The organism is Streptomyces sp. 4F14 (assembly GCF_048159485.1).
Classification (GTDB): Bacteria; Actinomycetota; Actinomycetes; order Streptomycetales; family Streptomycetaceae; genus Streptomyces.
In genome coordinates, this window is sequence record NZ_JBLRVY010000007.1 from 131,014 (window position 1) to 152,165 (window position 21,152).

General features: G+C 71.2%; 16 protein-coding genes. 1 reads left to right on the top strand and 15 read right to left on the bottom strand.

Annotated elements, in window-relative coordinates:
- The first annotated feature begins 113 nt into the window (after positions 1–113).
- Positions 114–2,918 carry a DEAD/DEAH box helicase gene (locus tag ACLZOT_RS13965; RefSeq protein WP_416969183.1) on the top strand — a complete coding sequence of 935 codons (2,805 nt, stop codon included), beginning with the start codon at positions 114–116 and terminating at the stop codon, positions 2,916–2,918.
- A gap of 74 nt (positions 2,919–2,992) precedes the next feature.
- On the opposite strand, the gene atzF is transcribed toward ACLZOT_RS13965, so the two are convergent.
- The 15 genes from atzF to ACLZOT_RS14040 form a co-directional block, all read right to left on the bottom strand.
- A complete protein-coding gene (gene atzF / locus ACLZOT_RS13970; protein WP_416969184.1) occupies positions 2,993–4,618 on the bottom strand; it encodes an allophanate hydrolase in 1,626 nt (541 codons plus the stop codon).
- Positions 4,619–4,655: 37 nt separating this feature from the next.
- Positions 4,656–8,225, bottom strand: coding sequence for a 5-oxoprolinase/urea amidolyase family protein (locus ACLZOT_RS13975; protein WP_416969185.1), 3,570 nt, complete (start codon positions 8,223–8,225; stop codon positions 4,656–4,658).
- Positions 8,222–8,854, bottom strand: coding sequence for an urea amidolyase associated protein UAAP2 (locus tag ACLZOT_RS13980; RefSeq protein ID WP_416969186.1), 633 nt, complete (start codon positions 8,852–8,854; stop codon positions 8,222–8,224). Before ACLZOT_RS13980 ends, ACLZOT_RS13975 begins: the two co-directional genes overlap by 4 nt.
- The gene (locus ACLZOT_RS13985; RefSeq protein WP_416969187.1) at positions 8,851–9,675 is read right to left on the bottom strand and encodes an urea amidolyase associated protein UAAP1; all 825 of its coding nucleotides are present in this window, start codon (positions 9,673–9,675) and stop codon (positions 8,851–8,853) included. Before ACLZOT_RS13985 ends, ACLZOT_RS13980 begins: the two co-directional genes overlap by 4 nt.
- A 333-nt stretch (positions 9,676–10,008) precedes the next feature.
- Entirely contained in the window at positions 10,009–11,460 is a 1,452-nt protein-coding gene (locus tag ACLZOT_RS13990) for a cytochrome P450 (RefSeq protein WP_416969188.1), read from the bottom strand.
- Positions 11,461–11,495: 35 nt separating this feature from the next.
- The gene (locus ACLZOT_RS13995; RefSeq protein WP_416969189.1) at positions 11,496–12,116 is read right to left on the bottom strand and encodes a GTP-binding protein; all 621 of its coding nucleotides are present in this window, start codon (positions 12,114–12,116) and stop codon (positions 11,496–11,498) included.
- Complete coding sequence (locus ACLZOT_RS14000; protein WP_416969190.1) at positions 12,097–12,513, bottom strand: DUF742 domain-containing protein; 417 nt, start codon at positions 12,511–12,513, stop codon at positions 12,097–12,099. The genes ACLZOT_RS13995 and ACLZOT_RS14000 overlap by 20 nt, the downstream gene beginning before the upstream one ends.
- Entirely contained in the window at positions 12,510–12,917 is a 408-nt protein-coding gene (locus ACLZOT_RS14005) for a roadblock/LC7 domain-containing protein (RefSeq protein ID WP_416969191.1), read from the bottom strand. The genes ACLZOT_RS14000 and ACLZOT_RS14005 overlap by 4 nt, the downstream gene beginning before the upstream one ends.
- Positions 12,914–14,599 (bottom strand): ATP-binding protein, encoded by a 1,686-nt coding sequence (locus tag ACLZOT_RS14010; protein WP_416969192.1) that lies wholly within the window; start codon positions 14,597–14,599, stop codon positions 12,914–12,916. The genes ACLZOT_RS14005 and ACLZOT_RS14010 overlap by 4 nt, the downstream gene beginning before the upstream one ends.
- 228 nt (positions 14,600–14,827) lie before the next feature.
- On the bottom strand, positions 14,828–15,445 hold the full coding sequence (locus tag ACLZOT_RS14015) for a TetR/AcrR family transcriptional regulator (RefSeq protein WP_416969193.1): 618 nt from the start codon (positions 15,443–15,445) through the stop codon (positions 14,828–14,830).
- Positions 15,418–16,431: an RluA family pseudouridine synthase gene (locus ACLZOT_RS14020; RefSeq protein ID WP_416969194.1), complete on the bottom strand. Its 1,014-nt coding sequence runs from the start codon at positions 16,429–16,431 to the stop codon at positions 15,418–15,420. The genes ACLZOT_RS14015 and ACLZOT_RS14020 overlap by 28 nt, the downstream gene beginning before the upstream one ends.
- Positions 16,432–16,437: 6 nt before the next feature.
- Entirely contained in the window at positions 16,438–17,403 is a 966-nt protein-coding gene (locus ACLZOT_RS14025; RefSeq protein ID WP_416969195.1) for an SDR family NAD(P)-dependent oxidoreductase, read from the bottom strand.
- 86 nt (positions 17,404–17,489) lie between these two features.
- Positions 17,490–18,980, bottom strand: a complete 1,491-nt coding sequence (locus ACLZOT_RS14030; protein WP_416969196.1) for an amino acid permease — start codon at positions 18,978–18,980, stop codon at positions 17,490–17,492.
- A 136-nt stretch (positions 18,981–19,116) separates the two neighbouring features.
- Positions 19,117–19,956: a siderophore-interacting protein gene (locus tag ACLZOT_RS14035; RefSeq protein WP_416969197.1), complete on the bottom strand. Its 840-nt coding sequence runs from the start codon at positions 19,954–19,956 to the stop codon at positions 19,117–19,119.
- 175 nt (positions 19,957–20,131) lie between these two features.
- On the bottom strand, positions 20,132–21,043 hold the full coding sequence (locus ACLZOT_RS14040; RefSeq protein WP_416969428.1) for a 5'-3' exonuclease: 912 nt from the start codon (positions 21,041–21,043) through the stop codon (positions 20,132–20,134).
- Between the last annotated feature and the right edge of the window lie 109 nt (positions 21,044–21,152).

Below are 21,152 nucleotides of genomic sequence, written 5' to 3' on the forward strand. Positions count from 1 at the left end.
GCGCCCATGGGGCGGCCGGCCGCTTCCGTTTCTCCGTGATCCGCCCACGATCCGTCCACGATCCGGATAATGATCGTCCCGTTGTCAGTGGGGGCCGGTACGCTCGAAGCACGATGACAGAGGACCTCTCTCCGGCTGAGCGGTATGCGGCGGCGCGCAGGCGTGCTGTCGAGCAGGCGACCGCGCTGGCCGGGTTCCGCGAGATGTATGAGTTCGGGCTCGATGCTTTCCAGATCGAAGCCTGTCGGGCGCTTGAGGCGGGGAAGGGGGTGCTGGTCGCCGCTCCCACGGGGTCGGGGAAGACGATCGTGGGGGAGTTCGCCGTCCACCTGGCCCTCGGGCAGGGGAAGAAGTGTTTCTACACGACCCCCATCAAGGCGCTCTCCAACCAGAAGTACGCCGACCTGTCCCGCCGTTACGGCGCCGACAAGGTCGGCCTGCTGACGGGCGACAACAGCGTCAACTCCGACGCCCCGGTGGTCGTGATGACGACCGAGGTGCTGCGGAACATGCTGTACGCCGGTTCGCAGACGCTGCTGGGTCTCGGGTACGTGGTGATGGACGAGGTCCACTACCTCTCCGACCGCTTCCGGGGCGCCGTCTGGGAAGAGGTGATCATCCACCTCCCCGAGTCGGTGACGCTGGTCTCCCTGTCCGCGACCGTCTCCAACGCCGAGGAGTTCGGCGACTGGCTGGACACGGTCCGGGGGGACACCGAGGTCATCGTCTCCGAGCACCGTCCCGTCCCCCTGTTCCAGCACGTGCTGGCCGGGCGGCGGATGTACGACCTGTTCGAGGAGGGCGAGGGCAGCAAGAAGGCCGTCAACCCCGACCTCGCCCGCCTCGCCCGCATGGAGGCGCAGAGACCCTCCTACCAGGACCGCAAGCGCGGCCGGATGCGGGAGGCGGACCGGGAGCGGGAGCGGCGGTCCCGCTCGCGCGTGTGGACGCCGGGCCGGCCCGAGGTCATCGAGCGGCTGGACGCCGAGGGACTGCTCCCGGCGATCACGTTCATCTTCAGCCGCGCCGCCTGCGAGGCCGCCGTCCAGCAGTGCCTGTACGCCGGGCTGAGGCTCAACGACGACGCGGCGCGGGCCGAGGTGCGGGCGCTCGTCGAGGAGCGTACGGCCGCCATCCCCCGCGAGGACCTGCACGTCCTCGGCTACTTCGAGTGGCTGGAGGGCCTGGAGCGGGGCATCGCCGCGCACCACGCCGGGATGCTGCCGACCTTCAAGGAGGTCGTCGAGGAACTGTTCGTGCGCGGGCTCGTCAAGGCCGTCTTCGCGACGGAGACGCTGGCGCTCGGCATCAACATGCCCGCCAGGTCCGTCGTCCTCGAAAAGCTCGTCAAGTGGAACGGCGAGCAGCACGCGGACATCACGCCGGGCGAGTACACGCAGCTCACCGGGCGGGCCGGGCGGCGGGGCATCGACGTCGAGGGGCACGCGGTCGTGCTCTGGCAGCGCGCGATGAGCCCCGAGCACCTCGCGGGGCTCGCGGGGACGCGGACGTACCCGCTGCGGTCGAGTTTCCGGCCGTCGTACAACATGGCCGTCAACCTCGTCGAGCAGTTCGGGCGCCACCGCTCGCGGGAGCTGCTGGAGACGTCGTTCGCGCAGTTCCAGGCCGACCGGTCGGTCGTCGGGATCTCCCGGCAGGTCCAGCGCAACGAGGAGGGGCTCGACGGGTACAAGGAGTCGATGACCTGCCACCTCGGCGACTTCGAGGAGTACGCCCGGCTGCGGCGCCAGCTCAAGGACCGCGAGACCGATCTCGCGAAGCAGGGGGTCGCGCAGCGGCGGGCCGAGGCCGCGGTCGCGCTGGAGCGGCTCAAGCCCGGGGACGTCATCCATGTGCCGACCGGGAAGTACGCCGGGCTCGCGCTCGTCCTCGACCCGGGGCTGCCGGCCGGGCGGGCCAACGGGCATCGCGGGTTCGAGCACCATGACGGGCCCCGGCCGCTCGTGCTGACCGCCGAGCGGCAGGTCAAACGGCTCGCGTCCATCGACTTCCCCGTGCCGGTCGAGGCGCTCGACCGGATGCGGATCCCGAAGACCTTCAACCCCCGCTCCCCCCAGTCCCGGCGGGACCTCGCGTCCGCGCTGCGGACCAAGGCCGGGCACATTCCGCCCGAGCGGGCCCGCAAGAAGCGGGCCCAGGCCGCCGACGACCGGGAGATCGCGCGGCTGCGCGCCGAGTTGCGGGCACATCCCTGTCACGGGTGCGCCGAGCGCGAGGACCATGCGCGGTGGGCCGAGCGGTATCACCGGCTCCTGCGCGACACGTCCCAGCTGGAGCGGCGGATCGAGGGGCGGACCAACACGATCGCCCGGACCTTCGACCGGATCGTCGCGCTGCTCACCGAGCTCGACTATCTGCGGGGGGACGAAGTCACCGAGCACGGGCGGCGGTTGGCCCGGCTCTACGGCGAACTCGACCTGCTGGCCAGTGAGTGTCTGCGGGCCGGGGTGTGGGAAGGGCTGTCGCCCGCCGAACTCGCCGCGTGCGTCTCCGCGTTGGTGTACGAGGCGCGGGTCGGCGATGACGCGATGGCGCCCAAGGTGCCGTCCGGGGCGGCCAAGGCCGCGCTCGGGGAGATGGTGCGGATCTGGGGGCGGCTCGACGGGCTGGAGGAAGAGTTCAAGATCAGTCAGACGGAGGGGGTGGGGCAGCGGGAGCCGGATCTCGGGTTCGCCTGGGCTGTCTTCCAGTGGGCTTCCGGGATCGGGCTGGATGAGGTGCTTCGGGAGGCGGAGATGCCGGCGGGGGATTTTGTGCGGTGGTGCAAGCAGGTGATTGATGTGCTGGGGCAGGTTGCTGCGGCTGCGCCGTCGGAGGGGTCGACCGTGCCCAAGGCTGCGCGGAAGGCTGTTGAGGGGGTGCTGCGGGGAGTTGTCGCCTACTCGTCGGTGGGGTGAGGTTGTGGGGCGACTGCGGGTGGTCGGTGGTTGCTCGCGCAGTTCCCCGCGCCCCTAAAAGAAAGGGCGTTGCTCTAGCGCCTGTTCAGAAATGAGCGCCAACCTCCATACGCCGTGATGTCCTCTGCGTTTCCCAGTGCGCTGGGTTCGCAGAGGAAGCCCGTTACCTGGGTGCCGTCTGCCAGGTGCACCTTGCCTAGTGTCATCGGGCGGGGGAGTGCTGCCAGGAGGTGGCCCAGGCCCTCCGGGGGGATGCTCCAGATCTCTGTTTCTATCTGGGCTCCCCCTTCCCCTACGTGGACCAGGCCCGGCTTCGGTGGGGTCGTGTTCAGGGCGTGCAGGCGGTAGACCGGGGCTGTGGTTGTCGTGTTCGCCAGGGTTGCCCCCAGTGACAGGAGTTGGGGGTTCAGGGGCTGGCCCGTCAAGTGAGCCCCCACCACCGCCACTTGGACGTTTCTCGTCAGCGACTCCGCGATTCTTGCCAGGCGTTCGTCCGTGTGGGCGGGGCCTATCAGCATCACGCCGAAGGGGAGGTCGTTCACCTTGCCCGCGGGGATTGCTGCCGCTGCCAGGTCGAAGAGGTTGGTGGAGTTGGTGAAGCGGCCCAGGCGGGCGTTGACGGTGAAGGGGGATGCGGCTACTTCCGCCAGGGTGGGGTGAGTTGGGGCTGTGGGGAGCAACAGGGCGTCCGCGTCGGCGAGTTCCTTGAGGGCCCGGGTGCGGAGGGCTGCCAGTTTGGCCTGGTCCGCGAAGAGTTGGTGGGCCGGGACGGTCCGGGCGTTGGTGATGATCGTGGCCACTGTGGGGTCCAGGTCGGGGGTGGCCTTCTCCACGAACTCGCCCACCGCTGTGTAGCGTTCGGCGACGAAGGCGCCCTCGTAGAGCATCGCCGCCGCCTCCGTGAACGGGGTGAGGTCGAGGGTGCGGATCTCGGCGCCGGCGGACCGGAGTTGGGCGACCGCCGCGTCGTACGCCTGCTGCCAGCCCTCGTCCAGGGGGCCCAGGTCGTCGGGGGTGGCGATCGCTATGCGCCACGGGCCCGGGGTGCGGGGTGGGGTGGGGCTCGGGGTGGTCGTCATGTGGGCGAGGGCCTGTTCGGCTTCTCGCAGGGTGCGGGCGAAGACCGTCACGCAGTCCAGGGAGGCGCAGGCCGGGACCACGCCGTCCGTGGGGACCAGGCCCTTCGTCGGTTTGAGGCCGACGATGCCGTTGAAGGCCGCCGGGACCCGGCCCGAGCCCGCCGTGTCCGTGCCGAGGGCCAGGTCCGCGATGCCCAGGGCCACCGCTACGGCCGACCCCGAGCTGGAGCCGCCGCTGATGCGGGACGGGTCGTGGGCGTTGCGTACGGCGCCGTGCGGGGAGCGGGTGCCGACCAGGCCCGTGGCGAACTGGTCGAGGTTCGTGGTGCCGAGGACGAGGGCACCGGCCGCGCGCAGGCGGGCGACGACGGGGGCGTCGGCCTCGGGGGTGTACGCGTACGAGGGGCAGGCGGCGGTCGTGGGGAGGCCGGCGACGTCGATGTTGCCCTTGACGGCGAGGAGTCGGCCGGCGAGGGGGAGGTGCTCGCCGGACGCGAGGCGGGTTTCCAGGGCCTGGGCCTCGGCCTCCACCTCCGCCTGGGGGCGCAGGGTGATCCAGATCTCGGGGCGGTCGACGGCGTCGATGCGGGCGTAGGCGGCGCGGACTCGGGGGGTGAGCATGGGGTGGTGCTCCTTTGTCGGTAAGGGAGTTCGCGCTTCAGCCGGTGGCGGGGGTGAGGGCGGTCGGGGTGACGACGTTCGCAGCCGGGCCCGGTTCTGCCTGAAGGGCGAGGATCAGGAGTGCCGTGCCCGCTTCGACCTGGTCGCCGGGCTTGACCAGGATCTCGTGGACGACGCCGGAGGCGGGCGCGTCGACGCGTGACTCCATCTTCATCGCCTCCAGCGCCAGGAGCGGTTGGCCGGCGGTCACCTCGTCGCCCTGCTGGACGTTCACCTGCCAGACCGACGCCGCGAATTCGGCCTCGATCAGGCGTCCGCCGGGCGGGATGTCGACGGGGGCCGGCGGGGGCGGGGGCGCGTCGGCTGCTTCGGCTCGGGCGAACTCGCCCGCCTCTTCCCAGGCTTGGCGTTCGGCGGTGAAGGCGTGCTGCTGGGTACGTCTGAACTCCGCGATGGAGTCGGCGTGTTCGGCGAGGAAGGTCTCGTACTCCGCGAGGGAGAACGTGCCCTCCTCGATGCGGGGGACGAAACGGCCGGAGGTGATGTCGGCGCGCAGGGCGAGGAGTTCGTCCGCGCCGACCGGGTACCACCTGACACGGTCGAAGAAGCGCAGCAGCCACGGCTTGCCGGGTTCGAAGGCGCCGCGCTGCTGCCAGGGGGACCAGACCTGGGTGGTGCGGCCGACGAACTGGTAGCCGCCGGGGCCCTCCATGCCGTAGACGCACAGGTAGGCGCCGCCGATGCCGACGGAGTTCTCGGCGGTCCAGGTGCGGGCCGGGTTGTACTTGGTCGTGACGAGGCGGTGGCGGGGGTCGAGGGGGGTGGCGACGGGGGCGCCCAAGTAGACGTCGCCGAGGCCGAGTACGAGGTACTCCGCGTCGAAGACCGTGCGGTGGACGTCGTCGACGGTGTCGAGGCCGTTGACGCGGCGGATGAACTCGATGTTCCAGGGGCACCAGGGGGCGTCGTCGCGGACGCCGGCCATGTAGCGGGCGATGGCCTCGCGGGTGGCGGGGTCGTCCCAGGAGAGAGGGAGGTGGATCGTGCGGGAGGGGACGGTGAGCTGGGCCGTGGGCGGGAGGGCCTTCACCAACTCGTGGGTCTTCCCGAGGAGTTCGGAGAGCGGGAGGCGGTCCGGGTCCGTCTTGATCTGGAGGGAGCGGATGCCCGGGGTGAGGTCCGTGACGCCCTCGATCGCCTCCTCCGTCACCGCCTCCATGAGGGCGTGGACGCGCATGCGCAGCGCCAGGTCGAGCTGCATGGGGCCGAATTCGACCAGGAGGTTGTCGTCGCCGCTGCGGCGGTAGGTGATGTCGCCGTCGCGGGCCAGGATGCCGCCGTCCACGATGTCCGCGCGGTCCGCGCCGGTTGTGTCGACCGGCGTGAAGCGGACCGTGTCGCCGGGGCGGAGCTGGCCCAGTTTCCAGCGTTCCGTGGAGTGGACGGTCGCCGGGCAGACGAAGCCGCCGAGGGAGGGGCCGTCGGGGCCGAGGAGGACCGGCATGTCGCCGGTGTAGTCGACGGCGCCCACCGAGTACGGGGTGTCGTGGATGTTGGAGGGGTGCAGGCCGGCTTCGCCGCCGTCGGCGCGGGACCAGCGGGGCTTGGGGCCGACGAGCCGGACGCCGGTGCGGGCGGAGTTGAAGTGGACTTTCCAGTCGGCGGCGTAGAAGTCGTGGATGTCGGCCTCGGTGAAGAACTCCGGGGCGGCGTGCGGGCCTTCGGTCACGCCGATGTGCCAGGTCGAGGTGAAGCGCGGGGGAGTGGGCGGGAGTTCGCCGACGGCTGTCCCGCTGGCCGTTCCCCTGCGCAGGACGTCGCCCGGCCGCAGCGCCCGGCCTCCGTGCCCGCCGAACCGCCCCAGCGTGAACGTGCTCGCGCTGCCCAGGAATTCGGGGACGTCGAGGCCGCCCGCGAACAGGACGTACGTCCGCAGCCCGTGTTCTGTCGGGGGGCCGACCTTCAGTACGGCTCCGGCCGGGACGGTCACCGGCTCCCCCTGTGGCACTGGAGAACCGTCCACCGTCACCGGCGCCGGCGCACCCGTCACGCACACCCGCGCCGGGTGCGTGAACCTCAACTCCGGTCCCTGGAGCGTGCATTCGAGGCCGGGTGTGCCCTCCGGGTTGCCCAGTGCGCGGTTGCCGGACCGGAACGACCGGTCGTCCATCGGGCCGGACGGGGGGACGCCGACCTGCCAGTGCCCGGTGCGGCCGGGCCAGTCCTGGACCGTGGTGAGCGTCCCGGCGGACATGACCTCGATGCGGGGCGTGGGGTCGGTGACCGTCGCCAGGGTCGCCGTGGAGTGGGTCGCCGACCTGAAGTCGCCCTGTTCCAGGGCCGATCGGAGCAGGCCGAGGTTCGTCTCGATACCGTCCACGCGGGTGCGGGCCAGCGCCTCGGACAGGCGGCGCAGGGCGTCGGCGCGGTCGGTGCCGTGCGCGACGACCTTCGCGAGCATCGGGTCGTACGCCGTCGTGACCTCGGTGCCGGTCTCCGCCCAGCCGTCGATCCGTACGTCGTCCGGGTAGGCGACCCGGGTCAACAGGCCCGCGCTGGGGCGGTGTTCGCGGGTGGGGTCCTCGGCGTAGAGGCGGGCCTCGACGGCGTGGCCGTTCGGGGTGGGCGGGGTGCGGACGACTCCGGTGTCGCCCTGGGCGAGGCGGAGCATCCAGGCGACCAGGTCGACGCCGTAGATCTGCTCGGTGACCGGGTGTTCGACCTGGAGGCGGGTGTTGACCTCCAGGAAGTACGCCTCCTCGCGGGTCGCGTCGTACACGAACTCGACGGTGCCCGCTGAGCGGTAGGCGACCGAGGTGCACAAGGCGTGGGCGTTGGCCGCCAGTTGGTGTCTGATGTGGTCGGGGAGTGCCGGGGCCGGGGCCTCCTCGATCACCTTCTGGTTGCGGCGCTGGAGGGTGCAGTCGCGGTCGCCGAAGGTGACGACCTTGCCGGTGCCGTCGCCGAAGACCTGGACCTCGATGTGGCGGGCGTGTTCCACCAGGCGTTCCAGGAAGACGCCGGCGGAGGAGAAGGAGGCGGCGGCGACGCGGTGCACCGACTCCCAGGCCGCGGTGAGGTCCTGGGGTGTGCGGCAGGCGGACATGCCGATGCCGCCGCCTCCGCCGGTCGCCTTCAGCATCACCGGGTAGCCGATCGACTCGGCCTGGTTCAGGGCCTCTTCGAGGGACGGGAGGAGGTCCGTGCCCGGGGCCAGGGGGACGCCCGCCGCCTGCGCTGCCGCCCTTGCCGTGTGTTTCTCGCCGAAGAGGTCCAGGTGGGCGGGGGTGGGGCCGACGAAGACGAGGCCCGCGTCCTCGCAGCGGCGGGCGAAGCCGGCGTTCTCCGAGAGGAAGCCGTAGCCGGGGTGGATCGCTCCCGCGCCGGTGTCCCGTGCCGCCCTCAGGACGAGGTCGGGGTTCAGGTACGAGTCCTTCGCCGGGGCCGGGCCCAGGCGGACCGCCTCGTCGGCGAGGCGTACGTGGGGGGAGGCGCGGTCGGGGTCGGAGTACACGGCGACCGTGCGCAGGCCGAGTTGGCGTGCCGTGCGGATGATGCGGGCGGCTATCTCGCCCCTGTTGGCTATGAGGAGGGTGTCGAAGGTCATGCCGGGTGCCCCTCCGTCTTGGTCGACTCCCCGGTGCCGGGCGCCCTTTCGATCGTCATCTCCACCGCCGTCGGGTCGAAGCCGTTGCACGGGTTGTTGATCTGGGGGCAGTTGGAGACCAGGACCAGGACGTCGCGGTCCGCCCGCAGGGTCACCGCGAGGCCCGGGGAGGAGATGCCGTCGACGATGCCGAGGGTGCCGTCCTCGTCCACGGGGACGTTCATGTACCAGTTGATGTTCGACACCAGGTCCCGTTTGCCGAGGCCGTACTTGGCGCCCTCCGCGAGGAAGTTGTCCACGCACGCGTGCTGGGACCAGGTGTGGTGGCCGTAGCGGAGGGTGTTGGACTCCTTCGAGCAGGCGCCGCCGACCGTGTCGTGGCGGCCCACGTCGTCCCTCGTCACCGTCATCAGCGGGGTGTGTTCGTTCGACAGGAGGACGCTTCCCGTCGTCAGGAAGATGCCGCCCTGGGCGTGGATCGTGTCCGGGGCGCTGTAGCGGATCGACGTGTCGTGGGCGTCGTACACGAGGAAGTCGACCGCCTGGTTGCCGTGGAGGTCCGTGATCGTGAGGGACTCGCCCTGTCGGAGCGTCGCCGACCATGCGGATCGGGGGGGTATCACCGTCATGCCCGGCCCCTTGCCGTGAGGAGTTCCGCGGTGTTCAGGTACGCCCTGTGGGCCTCCGGGGTCGACGTCCACAGGGGGTCCTGGTCCGTCGTGGGGGTCGCTCGCCAGGCCAGTACCTCCAGGGGGGTACACGTGTAGTCCTCGCGGGGGTCCGACGGGTGGGGGACGTTCGCGATCAGGATCGTGACGTCCTGTTCCGTGCGGAGGGTGACGCTTGTGCCGGGGCCCGCTGAGCCGGTGAACTCCAGGGTGCCGTCGGGTGTTACGCGTACGCCCTGGAAGAACGAGAGGGTCGGGGGGAGGTCTCTCGGGGTCAGGCCGTTCTTCGCCGCTGCCAGTTTGAGGAGTTCTCTGCCTGCGGGGGTTGGGGACTGGGGGGTGCCGTCGCCGTAACGGGTGCTGTTCCGTGCGAGCGTTGACGTGCCGCACAGGGCGTCGTGGTGGCCCGATGTGTCCTCGGTGATCGTTGCCAGGGCTCTGCCCTGGTCCGAGAGGAGGAGGGTGCCTTGTGTGAGGTACGCGTTCCACTGGACCTTTACCGTGTCCGCCACGTTCAGACGTTCCCAGGGGCGGGTGTCGGCGTACAGGGCGATGTGCGCGCAGGCGTCTCCCTGGACGTCCGTGAGGCGTAGGGCCGTTCCTCTGGACAGGGTGCGGTGGGTGTAGTTGCCGCCTGCCACCGTTTCTGCCCAGGTCAAGTGGGCTGCCTCGGCTGGGGGGTTGGGCCAGGTTCTTGCCGGGATCACCGGCATCGCCTCCGCCTTCGTGCCCTCCTGGGCTCGGGCGTGGGCTCGGGCTCCGTCTGGGGTGGCTGTTGCCATGGGGGCCTCCGGGCGGGTGGTTTCTGTCGTTCGACAGAAATTAGAGGCGGGGGGATTCGGGGGGATTGCCCGGAGGTTTCAGGGGGGTTGCTGCCCGCTCACTTTTCTCGCCCCCGCCGCCCCTACCCTCCCCCAAGCTCTTCGAGCAGGGGGGACCCCCACATCCCTGGGGGCGTAGCCCCCAGACCCCCAGGGGAGTTCGTCGGGTGCGGGTGCGTCGTGGCTTGTCGCGCAGTTCCCCGCGCCCCTGAAGGGAGTTGGTTGCGGCGTTTGGTTGTGTGCGGGTTTGGGGGGCATCGCTCATAGAGAGCCCCCCTCGAACCCGTGCCTACCTCAGTACCCCCTCCACCACCTCAGCACCCGACGCCAGACACTCGGCCTCCGTTCCTCCGTCGTCGCTGCCGGTGGGGGTGTCTTCTCCGGTTCCGGGGCTTTTTCCTCCGGGACCGTCACCTTTCGGCGGGTCGGTAGGGGCCAGCTGCTCCTGGGTTGGGGGAGGTTCGCGTGGCTTGGTTTGTGGGTGATGTCTTGTTGGGGTTTGGGGTCGAAGTGGACCGGGAGGGACACCAGGTGGCGGGACGAGATGGACTGGGTGTAGCGCAACTCCGATTCGGGGCAGTCGAGTTGGACGTCGGGGAGGCGGAAGAGGAGCGCGTCGACGCCTACGTCGGCGATCGCGCGGCCCACGTCCTGGCCGGGGCATTCGTGGGCGCCGCTGCCGAAGGCGAGGTGGGAGCGGTTGCCTCGCATGTTGGCGGAGAGGTCGGGGCGCATCAAAGGGTCGACGTTCGCTGGGGCGGGGGCGAAGAGGAGGCCGTCGCCCTTGCGGATGCGCTGGCCGCCCAGTTCGGTGTCCACCTTCGCGAAGTAGGCGAAGATCGTGCTGAACGGGGGGTGGTCCCAGAGGGATTGTTCGACCGCCTCGGGGACCGTCATCTGGCCGCCGTTCAGCTTCGCGTAGAAGCGGGGGTCGATGATGACCTGGAGGAGCACGCTGGACAGCAGGTTGACGCTGGCCTCGTAGGCGGCGAACAGCAACAGGCGTAGGTGTTCGCGGACTTCGTCGTCGGTGAGCTTCGCGGGGTGGGTGACGAGCTTGCTCGCCGCGTCGTCGGTGGGTTCGGCGCGGCGGCGCGCGGTGAGGCGGCTGAGCGCGTCCATGACGTACCCGTGGCTGGCGATGGCGGTCTCGGTGCCCTTGAGGGCGTCGCGGGCCGCGTGGACGAGCCGGTCGTTGTACTCCTCGGGCATGCCGAGGACGTGGCACATGACGGCCATGGGGAGGTGTTCGGCGAACTGGGTGACCAGTTCGGCCTTTCCGCTCTCGCAGAACTCGTTGACGAGCCGCTGGGAGGAGCGGTTGATGTAGCGGCGCAGGGTGCGGTCGTCGAGCCCTTCCATGGAGGCTTTGACCGCGCCGCGCAGGCGTTTGTGCTCGTCGCCCTCGGCGTGCGAGGCGATGGGCTGCCAGGCGATGTGCGGCATGAGCGGGTGGTCGGGTTTGACCTGCCCCTCGACGAGCGGCGTCCAGATGCGGCTGTCGCGGGTGAAGTGGGTGGGGGAGCGCACCATGTGGAGGTTCTCGGCGTGTCCGAGGACGATCCAGATGGGGACGTCGTCGTGGAGGAGGACGGGCGCGACGGGGCCGTGTTCCTCGCGCAACTGCTCGTACAGCGCGTTGAGGTCTTCGGAGCCGGGGCCGAACAGCCGGGTCAGTCCGCCCGCGCCGCGGCCGTGGGCGGGGCAGCCGACGGGGGGCTGGGTGGTGGTGTGGTCAGACGTCACGGGAAGGGGTCGCTTTCATGACGTGGACGGCGGCGTCAGACGAGGGCGCCGTTGTCCAGGAGGGTGTTGAGGAAGTCCATGAGGGTGGTGAGGAGGTCCCGGCTGGAGGCGCGGCGGCGGACGTCGCACTCGATGATCGGGATCCGGGGGTGCAGGTCAAGTGCCCCGCGCAGCACGGGAATCGGGTAACGGGGGCCGTCGGGGAAGGTGTTGACGCCGACGATGAACGGCACCCCGCGCTCTTCGAGCCGCCCCATCACCTCGTAACTCACGTCCATGCGCCGGGTGTCGACGAGGACGACCGCCCCGAGCGCCCCTTCGAACAGCCCGTTCCACAGGAACCAGAACCGTTCCTGGCCGGGCGTGCCGAAGAGGTAGAGGACGAACTCGTCGCTGATGCGGATGCGCCCGAAGTCCATGGCGACGGTGGTCGCGGTCTTGGTGTCGGAGCCGCAGTCGTCGTCGACGCCGATCCCGGCCTGCGTCATGGTCTCCTCGGTGGTCAGCGGCCTGATCTCGCTGACGGAGCCGACCATGGTGGTCTTGCCGACGCCGAACCCGCCCACGATGACGATCTTCGCGGCGGCGGCGGTGGTGTGCGGGAGCCGGTCCTCGGCGCGGGGGCCGGGGATCGCGTCAGAGGCGTTGAAGTCCATGCATCACCGCTTCGAGGAGGGACCGGTCGGGGATCTTCTGCCGGACGACGGGCGCGCGCGAGTCGAGGAGGCCCGCCGCGAGCATGTCGGTGATCAGTACGGACACGACGGTGAACGGCAGCGACAGGTACGCGGACACCTCGGCCAGGGACAGCGGTGTCGCGCACATCCGCAGGACCACCGTCCGCTCGGGGCCGGTCGAGGAGTTCGGTTCGGTGCGGGCCACGACCAGGGTCACCAGGTCGAGGGGCGCCCGTTCGCCGTCGGCGTCGGAGATGGTGTAGAGCCGTTCGGGAGCCTTCTTCTCCTTCCCGTCGCCGTCGCCGCCCGTGGCCTCACCGGGCGGCTTCGGCAGCGGGCGCAGGGCGGCGCGTCGCCGGCGTTGCGGAGGAGTCATACGGTCTGCCCTTTCCGCCGGGGCGGACTCGTGAGGTGCGATCCGATGCGTACGACGAGGTCGCGCATGTGCAGGCTCATCGCGCCGGGTTCGCAGCGCACGTCGGACAGGACGGCGAGGAAGGCGCCGGCGCCCGCGGCCATCAGGTAGAAGTAGCCGCCGTCCATCTCGATGACGACGAGCTTCATGTCGCCCCGGACGGTGGGGATCTCCTCGGCGACGGCCCCGGCGAGGCTCTGGAGGCCCGCGCAGGCGGCGGCGACGCGGTCGGCGGCGTCCGGGTCGCCGCCGTAGCGGGCGATGCGCAGTCCGTCGGCGGACAGGACCACGATCATCTCGATGCCCGGAACGCCGCTGTACAGCTCCTTGAGCATCCAGTCGAAGTTGGCGCGCGGCTTGATCACGTGGGGTCCCCTTCGTCGTCGGCCTCGGCGGGGGCCATGGCCTTGTCGTCGATCAGGTGCAGGTATGCGGTGGGATTGCGGGTGAAGTCGGTGGGGTGTACGCCTTCGGGCGTGTTGTCCTTGAGGCCCGCCCAGAACGCCTCGAAGCCCAGTCCCGGCGCGGGCCCGCTCGGGGCGGGCTTGGCCAGGACGCGTGCGGCGGCCTCGGCCCACATCTCCTCCTCCGGGTCGACCGGCACGCTCTCGCCGCGTTCGGCGGCGGCCTTCTCGGCGGCCTCCTCGGCGAGCTGGCGCCGGTACGCCTCGGGGTAGGAGTCGAGGATGGACACGACGGCCTTGCTGCGCCGCTGCGGCAGCCCCTCGGCCGTCCATTCGGTGACCTCGGGGGTCTCCTCCTCCATGGACACGCCCTCCGGGAGGCGGGGACTGGTGGGCCGGCGCTTCTTCGGCTTGCGCTGGGGGCCCTTGATGCCGCCGAGGTCGAGGGTGGGGGTGGCGCCCGCGCCGATGCCGTGCGCGTAGATCGTCTCCGGGCCCTCGGTGAGCATCTCGGCGGGCACGATCAGGACGGCGCGGACCCCGCCGTACGCCGAGACGCGCAGCGAGCACTGCATGTTGAACGTCGTGCACAGCCGGCCCACCACCGCGAGCCCGAGTTGGGGGGCGCCGCCGTCGTCGTGGATGTCCTCGCCGCGCTTGGCCTCCTCCAGGATCCGTTCGACCTTGGCGCGGCCCTCCTCGCTGAGGCTGACTCCGGCGTCCTCGATCTCGATGGCGATGCCGGTCTGGACCTCGATGGCGTTGACGTGGACCGTGCTCGCCGGGGGCGAGAAGCGGGTGGCGTTGTCCATGAGTTCGGCGCAGGCGTGGATGACCGGCTCGACGGAGATGCCGCGGATGTTGACCTTCGCGATCGACTCCAGCTTGATCCGCGGGTACTCCAGGATCCTGGACATGCCGCCGCGCAGCACGCTGTACAGCGGGACCGGCGCGGGCCACTGGCGGCTCGGGCGGCCGCCGCCGATGACGCCGACGGAGTCCGCGAGGCGGCCGATCATCGCCGTGCCGTGGTCGATGCGCAGCAGGTCGTCGAAGACGTGCGGGTTGTTGCCGTGGTCGTACTCCATCTCCAGCAGTTCGTCGTTCTGCTGGTGGACGATCGCCTGGATGCGGCGGGCGACCGAGGTGTACGAGCGCAGCGCCGAGTCCCGCAGGTTCTCCTGGTGCTCGACGATGTCCAGGACGCTGGTGACGACGCCCGCCTGGGCGCGGTCCAGGTCGCGGAAGGTGGGGTCGATGTCCGGCATCAACTGGACCACTTCACGTGGGGAGTTGCCCGCCCTGAGGACCTTCACCGCGGTCGGGATGTGGTCCTCGACGACTCTCAGGTTGAGGTCCGCGTACGCCTCGATGCGCTGCTCCAGCGCGGCCGTACGGCGCTCGGTGTCGGCGCGCAGCTCCCGCAGCCTGCGTCCGCGCCGGACCACCTCGACCGCCGTCATCACCACCAGCACCGTGGCGACGGCCCCGCACACGCCGACCGCGACCCGGGCCGACCGCGGGACCAGCGCGAGCGCCGCTGAGCTGACCGCGGTCATCAGTATCGCCGGGGGCAACAGCACCCGCGCGAAAGGGCGTTCACGCCCGGACGGGGACTGCGCCGAGGACTGAGCACTCACCATGGGGACCCTCTGTCGGGAATTGTCCGCATCTTCGGAACATTCGGGAACAAGCGCACGAATCCACCTCAACTGGGTGCGCTGCGGGCGAGCTTAGTCCGACCGGATCAACGCCGCGTCATGTTCGGCAACCGCCTGAAAGGGATCCCCCGGCAGAGGTATGGTCGTTCGTTTTCCACGCTACGGATTAGTTCGAACACGCCCGGTAACTACGCACGGGCGTACGAGACTTCAGACGCCCGCGATCCTCAACGCCGCGTCCGCGGTCGCCCGCGCGAACTCCGAGACCGGGCGGTCGGGATCCGAGCGGTGCACCAGGATCACACCCTCGATCAGACCGAAGACCAGGTCGGTGCGGAGCGCCAGCTCCCGGCCATCGAGAGTCGTCGCGCCCGCCACCAACTCCCGGTACGCGCCCTTCAGTTCCTCCCGAGCGGCCCGGAACTCCGCGAACCGCTCCCCCCGCACCTCGGGCAGCAGATACAGGCCGCCCAGGTTGTACGCGCCGCCGCACAGCACCTCCACGTCGGCCCGGCACAGCTCCCACAGCCGCTCCCGGGCCTCCCGGCCCTCCTCGGCGAGCAGCGAGCGCGCGTACGTCAGCGAGGGGGCCACCGTCGACTCCAGCAGCTCGGCGAGCAACTCCTCCTTGCCGGACACGTAGTGGTACATCGTCGCCTGGCGCATCCCCGCCCGCTCCGCCACGGCCCGGGTGCTCGTCGCCGCGTACCCCTGCACGGTGAACAGCTCGGCGGCCGCGGCCAGCAGCTCGCCCCGGGGATCGGCGCCGCGCCCCGCGCGCTCGACCGCGCGGGGGCGGCCTACGCGTCGTCCACCAGGGGTTGCCATGAGGCGATCTTCCCATACCGGCCCGCACCTGCGGTTTTTCCCCCGGCCCAGTCCTCGTACGCCTCCCACGCCTCCAATGTCCGGCCGCTCGACAGGTGGTGCTCCCGGCCTGTCACCGGGTCCGTGAAGTGCAGCTCCCGGGCCAGGAGTTGGAGCGGGCGGTGGAAGTCCGTGGCGGGAATGGGGGGTTGGACCTCCGGGTACAAGGGGTCGCCCAGGATCGGGAGGCCCAACGAGGCCATGTGGACCCGGAGTTGGTGCGTCTGGCCGGTCTGCGGAGTGAGCCGGTAGCGGGCCAGGCCCGAGCGGTGCGCGGTCTCCGTGACGTGGGTGACCGCGTTCGGCGGGCCCGGGACTTCGAGCGCGGTCAGGGAACCCCGGGGCTTCTCCATGCGCGAGGACAACGTCACGGGGAAGGCGAGGTCCGGCGCGTGCGGGGCCACCGCCTCGTACACCTTGTGGATCCTGCGGTCCCTGAACAGGCTCTGGTACGCGCCGCGTTCCTCCGGGCGGACCGTGAACAGGACCAGCCCCGCGGTCAGCCGGTCCAGCCGGTGGGCCGCGCCGAGCGCGGGGATCGCGAGGTCCCTGCGCAGCCGGGCCAGCAGCGTCTGCGTGATGTGGCTGCCCCGGGGCGTGGTCGCGAGGAAGTGCGGCTTGTCGGCGACGACGATGTGGTCGTCGCGGTGGACGACGCCGACCTCGAACGGTACGGGGGTCTCCGGGGCGAGCTCGCGGTGGAACCACACGTACGCCCCCGGCGCGAAGGGCGTGTCCTCGGCCAGGGCCCGCCCGTCGACGCCGACGACCTCCCCCCTGCGGAACAGCCCGTCGACCACGCCCTCCCCGGCCCCGCTGAGCCGCCCGGCGAGATACTCCCGCACCGTCCCCCACGTCCCCTCACCGGGCAGCCGCACCCGTACCGGGTCCACCCCGTCCCGCTGGGGGAGGGGGGAGGGCGGGGCGGGCGTACGGCGACGTCTCATGGCAGGTCACAGTAGCCGTGGCCGGGCGAAGCCGAGGTGCGGGTCGGTGCCGGTGAGTTCCGCACTGGCGGACCAGAGCCGGGCGGCGACCGCCGGGTCGGCCATGTGGGCCGGGACGGGCTCGCGGCGCGGTGCGCCCCGCAGCCCGAAGGCCCTCGGACCCCACAGGTCCCCGCCGCGCACCTCCTCGTCGAGGACGGCACGCACGATCGGCCACGCTCCGGCGTCCTTGCCCTGGAGCAGGAGCCCGGCAGGCAGGGCCCGCAGCCGCGAGCCTGCCGTGGCCGTGTGCAGCGGCGGGCGGGACGGGGTGAGGGAGTCCAGCGCGCCACCGGGATGGGCCACCACACTGAGGACCGGGCTGCCGGTGGCCCGCAGACGCCGGTCGAGTTCGAGGGCGAAGGACGTCTGCGCCAGCTTGGAGCGGCCGTAGGCGCGCTGGGGGCGGTAGTCGCGGGCCGACTGGAGGTCGTCCGGGTCCAGCCGCTCGGAGCGGGCCGCGAAGCTTCCCACCGTCACGACGCGGCCCGCCGGCGCCGCGCACAGCAGGGGGGCCAGCCACCGGGTGAGCGCGAAGTGGCCGAGGTGGTTGGTGGCGAACATCAGCTCGTGGCCGTCCGCGGTCTCCCGGCGCGGCGGGTCGTCGAGCGCGACGCCCGCGTTGTGGACCACCGCGTCGAGCCGGCCGACGTCCAGCCGGTCCACGGCCGCCTCCAGGGACGACAGGTCGGCGAGGTCCAGCGGAAGGTGCCGCACCCGCGCCCCCGGGACGCGCGAGCGGATCGAGGCCGTGGCGGCCCCGGCCTTCCCGGCGTCCCGGCAGCCGAGGACGACGACCGCGCCCGTGGCGGCGAGCTGCTCCGCGGTGAAGTAGCCGATCCCGGCGTTGCCGCCGGTGATCAGGAAGGTCCGGTTCCGGGCGGACGGCAGACGGTGGACGTCCCACGGACGGCCCGGGGATACGGCAGACACGGTGACAGGCTCCTGGCTCGCTCGAACGGCGTGCACCCAAGATCGCAGCCGCCACCGACATCTCGCCTACAGACGCCCGACACCCGCTACGGCGTACGTCGCGTCGCCCGGTACGCCACGCCCAGTGCCACCGTCGCCCCCAGGAACAGCACGGTGAACCACTGGAAGTACCAGTGGCCGCCCTCCGGGTCGTACACGGCCGCTCGGGGCCAGGCGAGGTTGACGGTCATCAGGACGCCGTAGACCACGGCCAGCGCGTTGACCGGCAGGCCCCAGCGGCCCAGGGAGAAGAGGGGGGCGCCCATCTCGTCCGTGCCCCGTGAGTGACCCCAGCCGCCGCGCAGGCGTCGGACGAGGAGGGGGCCCGTGACCATCGCGTAGGCCAGGTACAGCATGACGATGCAGGTCGTGCCGATCGCCAGGAACGCTTCGGGGGAGGCGAAGTTGAGCAGGAGCAGGGCGGCGGCGAGAGTGCCAACGGTCAGGGCGGGGGCGGTCGGCATGCCGGTGCGGGGGTTCACCCGGGCGAGCGTGCGGGACAGCGGCAGGCGGCCGTCGCGGGCCATCGAGAAGAGCATGCGGGACGCGGAGGTCTGGATCGCGAGGGTGGCCACCGTGATCGCCACGACCACGTCCGCCAGCAGCGCCTTGCCCACACCGTCGCCGAGGCTGCTCGTCAGGACGTAGCTCAGGCCGTCCGTGGCGAGCCGGCCGTCCGTGAGGCTGGGCGCGGCGAGGAGGCCGGCGAGGACGATCAGGCCGCCGAGGAGGCCGGCCGCGGTCAGGGCGGTGAGGATCGTGCGCGGGGCGGTGCGGCGGGGGTGGCGGGTCTCCTCGCTCATCTCGCCCGCGCTGTCGAAACCGATCATGACGTACGCGGCCGTGAAGGAGCCGACGAGCAGGGCGCCCAGGAGCCCGCCCTCGGCCGGGCCCTCGAACGTGATCGTCGGTGTGCGCTCCGAGTGGGTCAGGAGGAGGACGACGATGAGGATCGCGCCGATGATCTCGGCGGTGACGCCGACGCGGTTGACGGCGGACAGGACGCGGTTGTCGAGGACGTTCACCAGGGTCGTCAGCACCAGCAGGACCACACCGAGGAGCGCCGCGTTGGCCGCGCCGTCGGGCGAGGTGGGCGCGGGGTCGGTGCCGATGAGCTGGAAGCCGGTCCACAGCGCGGGCAGGACCATCTGGAGGGCGAGGGCCGCCGCGGCGACGACCACGATCTGCCCGATCACCATGATCCAGCCCGCGAACCAGCCGAACGCGGGCGTGGAGAGCCGGGACGACCACTGGTAGATCGCCCCGGAGATCGGGTAGCGGGCGGCGAGTTCGGCGAAGCAGGCGGCCACCGCGAGCTGGCCGAGCAGCACCACCGGCCAGGCCCAGAAGAAGACGGGGCCGCCGAACGCGTACCCGAAGGCGAAGAACTGGAAGACGGTGGTGAGGACGGAGATGAAGGAGAAGCCGGCGGCGAAGGAGGCGTACCGGCCGAGGCTGCGGTGCAGTTCCTGGCGGTAGCCGAACTCCGCCAGGGAGTCGGTGGGGTCCTGTACGTCGGTGAGGGGCGTGGTCGTCACGGCGGCACCTGCCTTCGGCGCGTGCTCCAGCACGTATTCCTGTCGGGTGACAGAAATTAGGGATGTGCTGTTGCGTGCACGTCACGCGGGCATGTCCGCGGCGGACCCAACTCCTCACGGGGCCGGTGCGGGGCCTTTACGCGGCCGGCTTCTCCTGCTCCGCCTCGATGCGTGCGTTCCACTCGCGCTTGGACGCCTGCCAGCCGTCCTCGTCGTGCCCGAGCCGCCAGTACCCGGAGATGGACAGGTCCTCCCGGGCCAACCCGCGCTCGACGCGCAGCAGTTGCCGCAGCTCCTTCACGAAGTGCGCCTCGCCGTGGACGAAGGCGTGCACCTGCCCCTCGGGCCACTCCAGCGCGCGTACCGCCTCGGTGAGCAGCTCGCCGACCGGCCGGTCGCCGCGGTGCAGCCACGTCACCTCGATGTCGGAGTCGACCTTCTGCTCCTCCTCGGGCCCGGCGATCTCCACGAAGGCGTGAGCGACGGCCCCGGCGGGCAGCGACTCCAGCGCGGCGGCGATGGCGGGCAACGCGCTCTCGTCGCCGACGAGGAGGTGCCAGTCGGCGTCGGGGGAGGGGGTGTAGGCGCCGCCGGGTCCCATGAAGCGGACGGTCTCGCCCGGCTGGACGCGCATCGCCCAGGGGCCGGCGAGCCCCTCGTCGCCGTGCAGGACGAAGTCCAGGGTCAGTTCGCGGTGTTCCGCGTCCCAGTGGCGGACCGTGTAGGTGCGGGTCACCGGCCACTGCTCGCGGGGCAGTTCCTCGCGGATGCGTTCCAGGTCGAAGGGTTCCGGGTAGGAGACCCCCTCGGGAGCGAACAGCATCTTCACGTAGTGGTCGGTGCAGGTGCCCGCCGCGAACTCGGCCAGCCCCTCGCCGCCCAGTACGACCCGCTGCATATGGGGGGTGAGCCGTTCAGTGCGGACGACCCGCGCGGAATGGGGCTTGCGCGGTTTCCGTGCCGGACGTTCTGACATGACGGCCTCCCATGCTGTTATGGTTAGGTTTACCTAAGTTAGCATCACTCCCCCCACTCCCGCCCCCTTCCCCAGGGGGTGAGTTTGCGTGTTTCCGCAGCGGGACCCGCTCACCTGCGGTAACGTCAATCCTTTTTGCGAGAACGTGACTCCCGGGATGGAATGTCCGTCAAGTTCACCGGGTCCCCTCCAGCGTCGCCAGCAACCTCCCCAGCGACCCGCCCAGCCCCCACCGCGCCCCCAGCGCCGCCACCAGCTCCGCGTCCCGCGCCGCACGCGGCAACGCCGTCTCCACCTCGGGCAGCGGCACGTCGCCGGCGACCCGCACGACCGTCGGCGCGACGGCGACGTACGGCCGCGACTCGTCGAGCCGCTTGCGCTGCGAGGGCGTCAGCTTGGCCTTCGGATCGTCCACGGCCGCCATGATCCCGGCCAGGTCGCCGAACTCGGCGAGCAGTTTCGCCGCCGTCTTCTCCCCGATCCCCGGCACCCCGGGCAGCCCGTCGCTCGGGTCGCCGCGCAGCAGCGCCAGATCCGCGTACCCCCGCCCGTCGACGCCGTACTTCTCGCGCAGCACGGCCTCGTCGGTGATCTGGAGCGTGCCGACGCCCTTGATCGGGTACAGGACACGAACTCCCCGTGCGTCGTCCACGAGTTGGTACAGGTCACGGTCCCCGGTGACGATGTCCACCGGCCCCTTCGCGCGCGCGGTGAACGTCCCGATCACGTCGTCCGCCTCGTACCCCGCGACCCCCACCCGGGCGATCCCCACCGCGTCGAGCACCGCCTCGATGACCGGCACCTGCGGGGACAGCGTGTCCGGGATCTCCTCCGCGTCCGGACCGGCCGCGCGCTCCTCGGCGACGCGGTGCGCCTTGTACGACGGGATGAGGTCGACCCGCCACCGGGGCCGCCAGTCGGCGTCCATGCAGGCCACCAGCTCGTCGGGGTGGTGGTCCTTGACCAGCCGGTCGATGAACTCCAGGAGGCCGCGCACCGCGTTCACGGGCGTCCCGTCCGGTGCCTTCACGGACTCCGGGACCCCGAAATAGGCGCGGAAGTAGAGGGAGGCGGTGTCGAGAAGCATCAGTCGTCCGGTCACCCCCGCATCATGCCGCACGGCACTGACAGCGACCCGCCCCCGTTCACCCCGGTGGCCGCGTGGAAAACGCGTGCACCCCTGTGACCTGGGACAC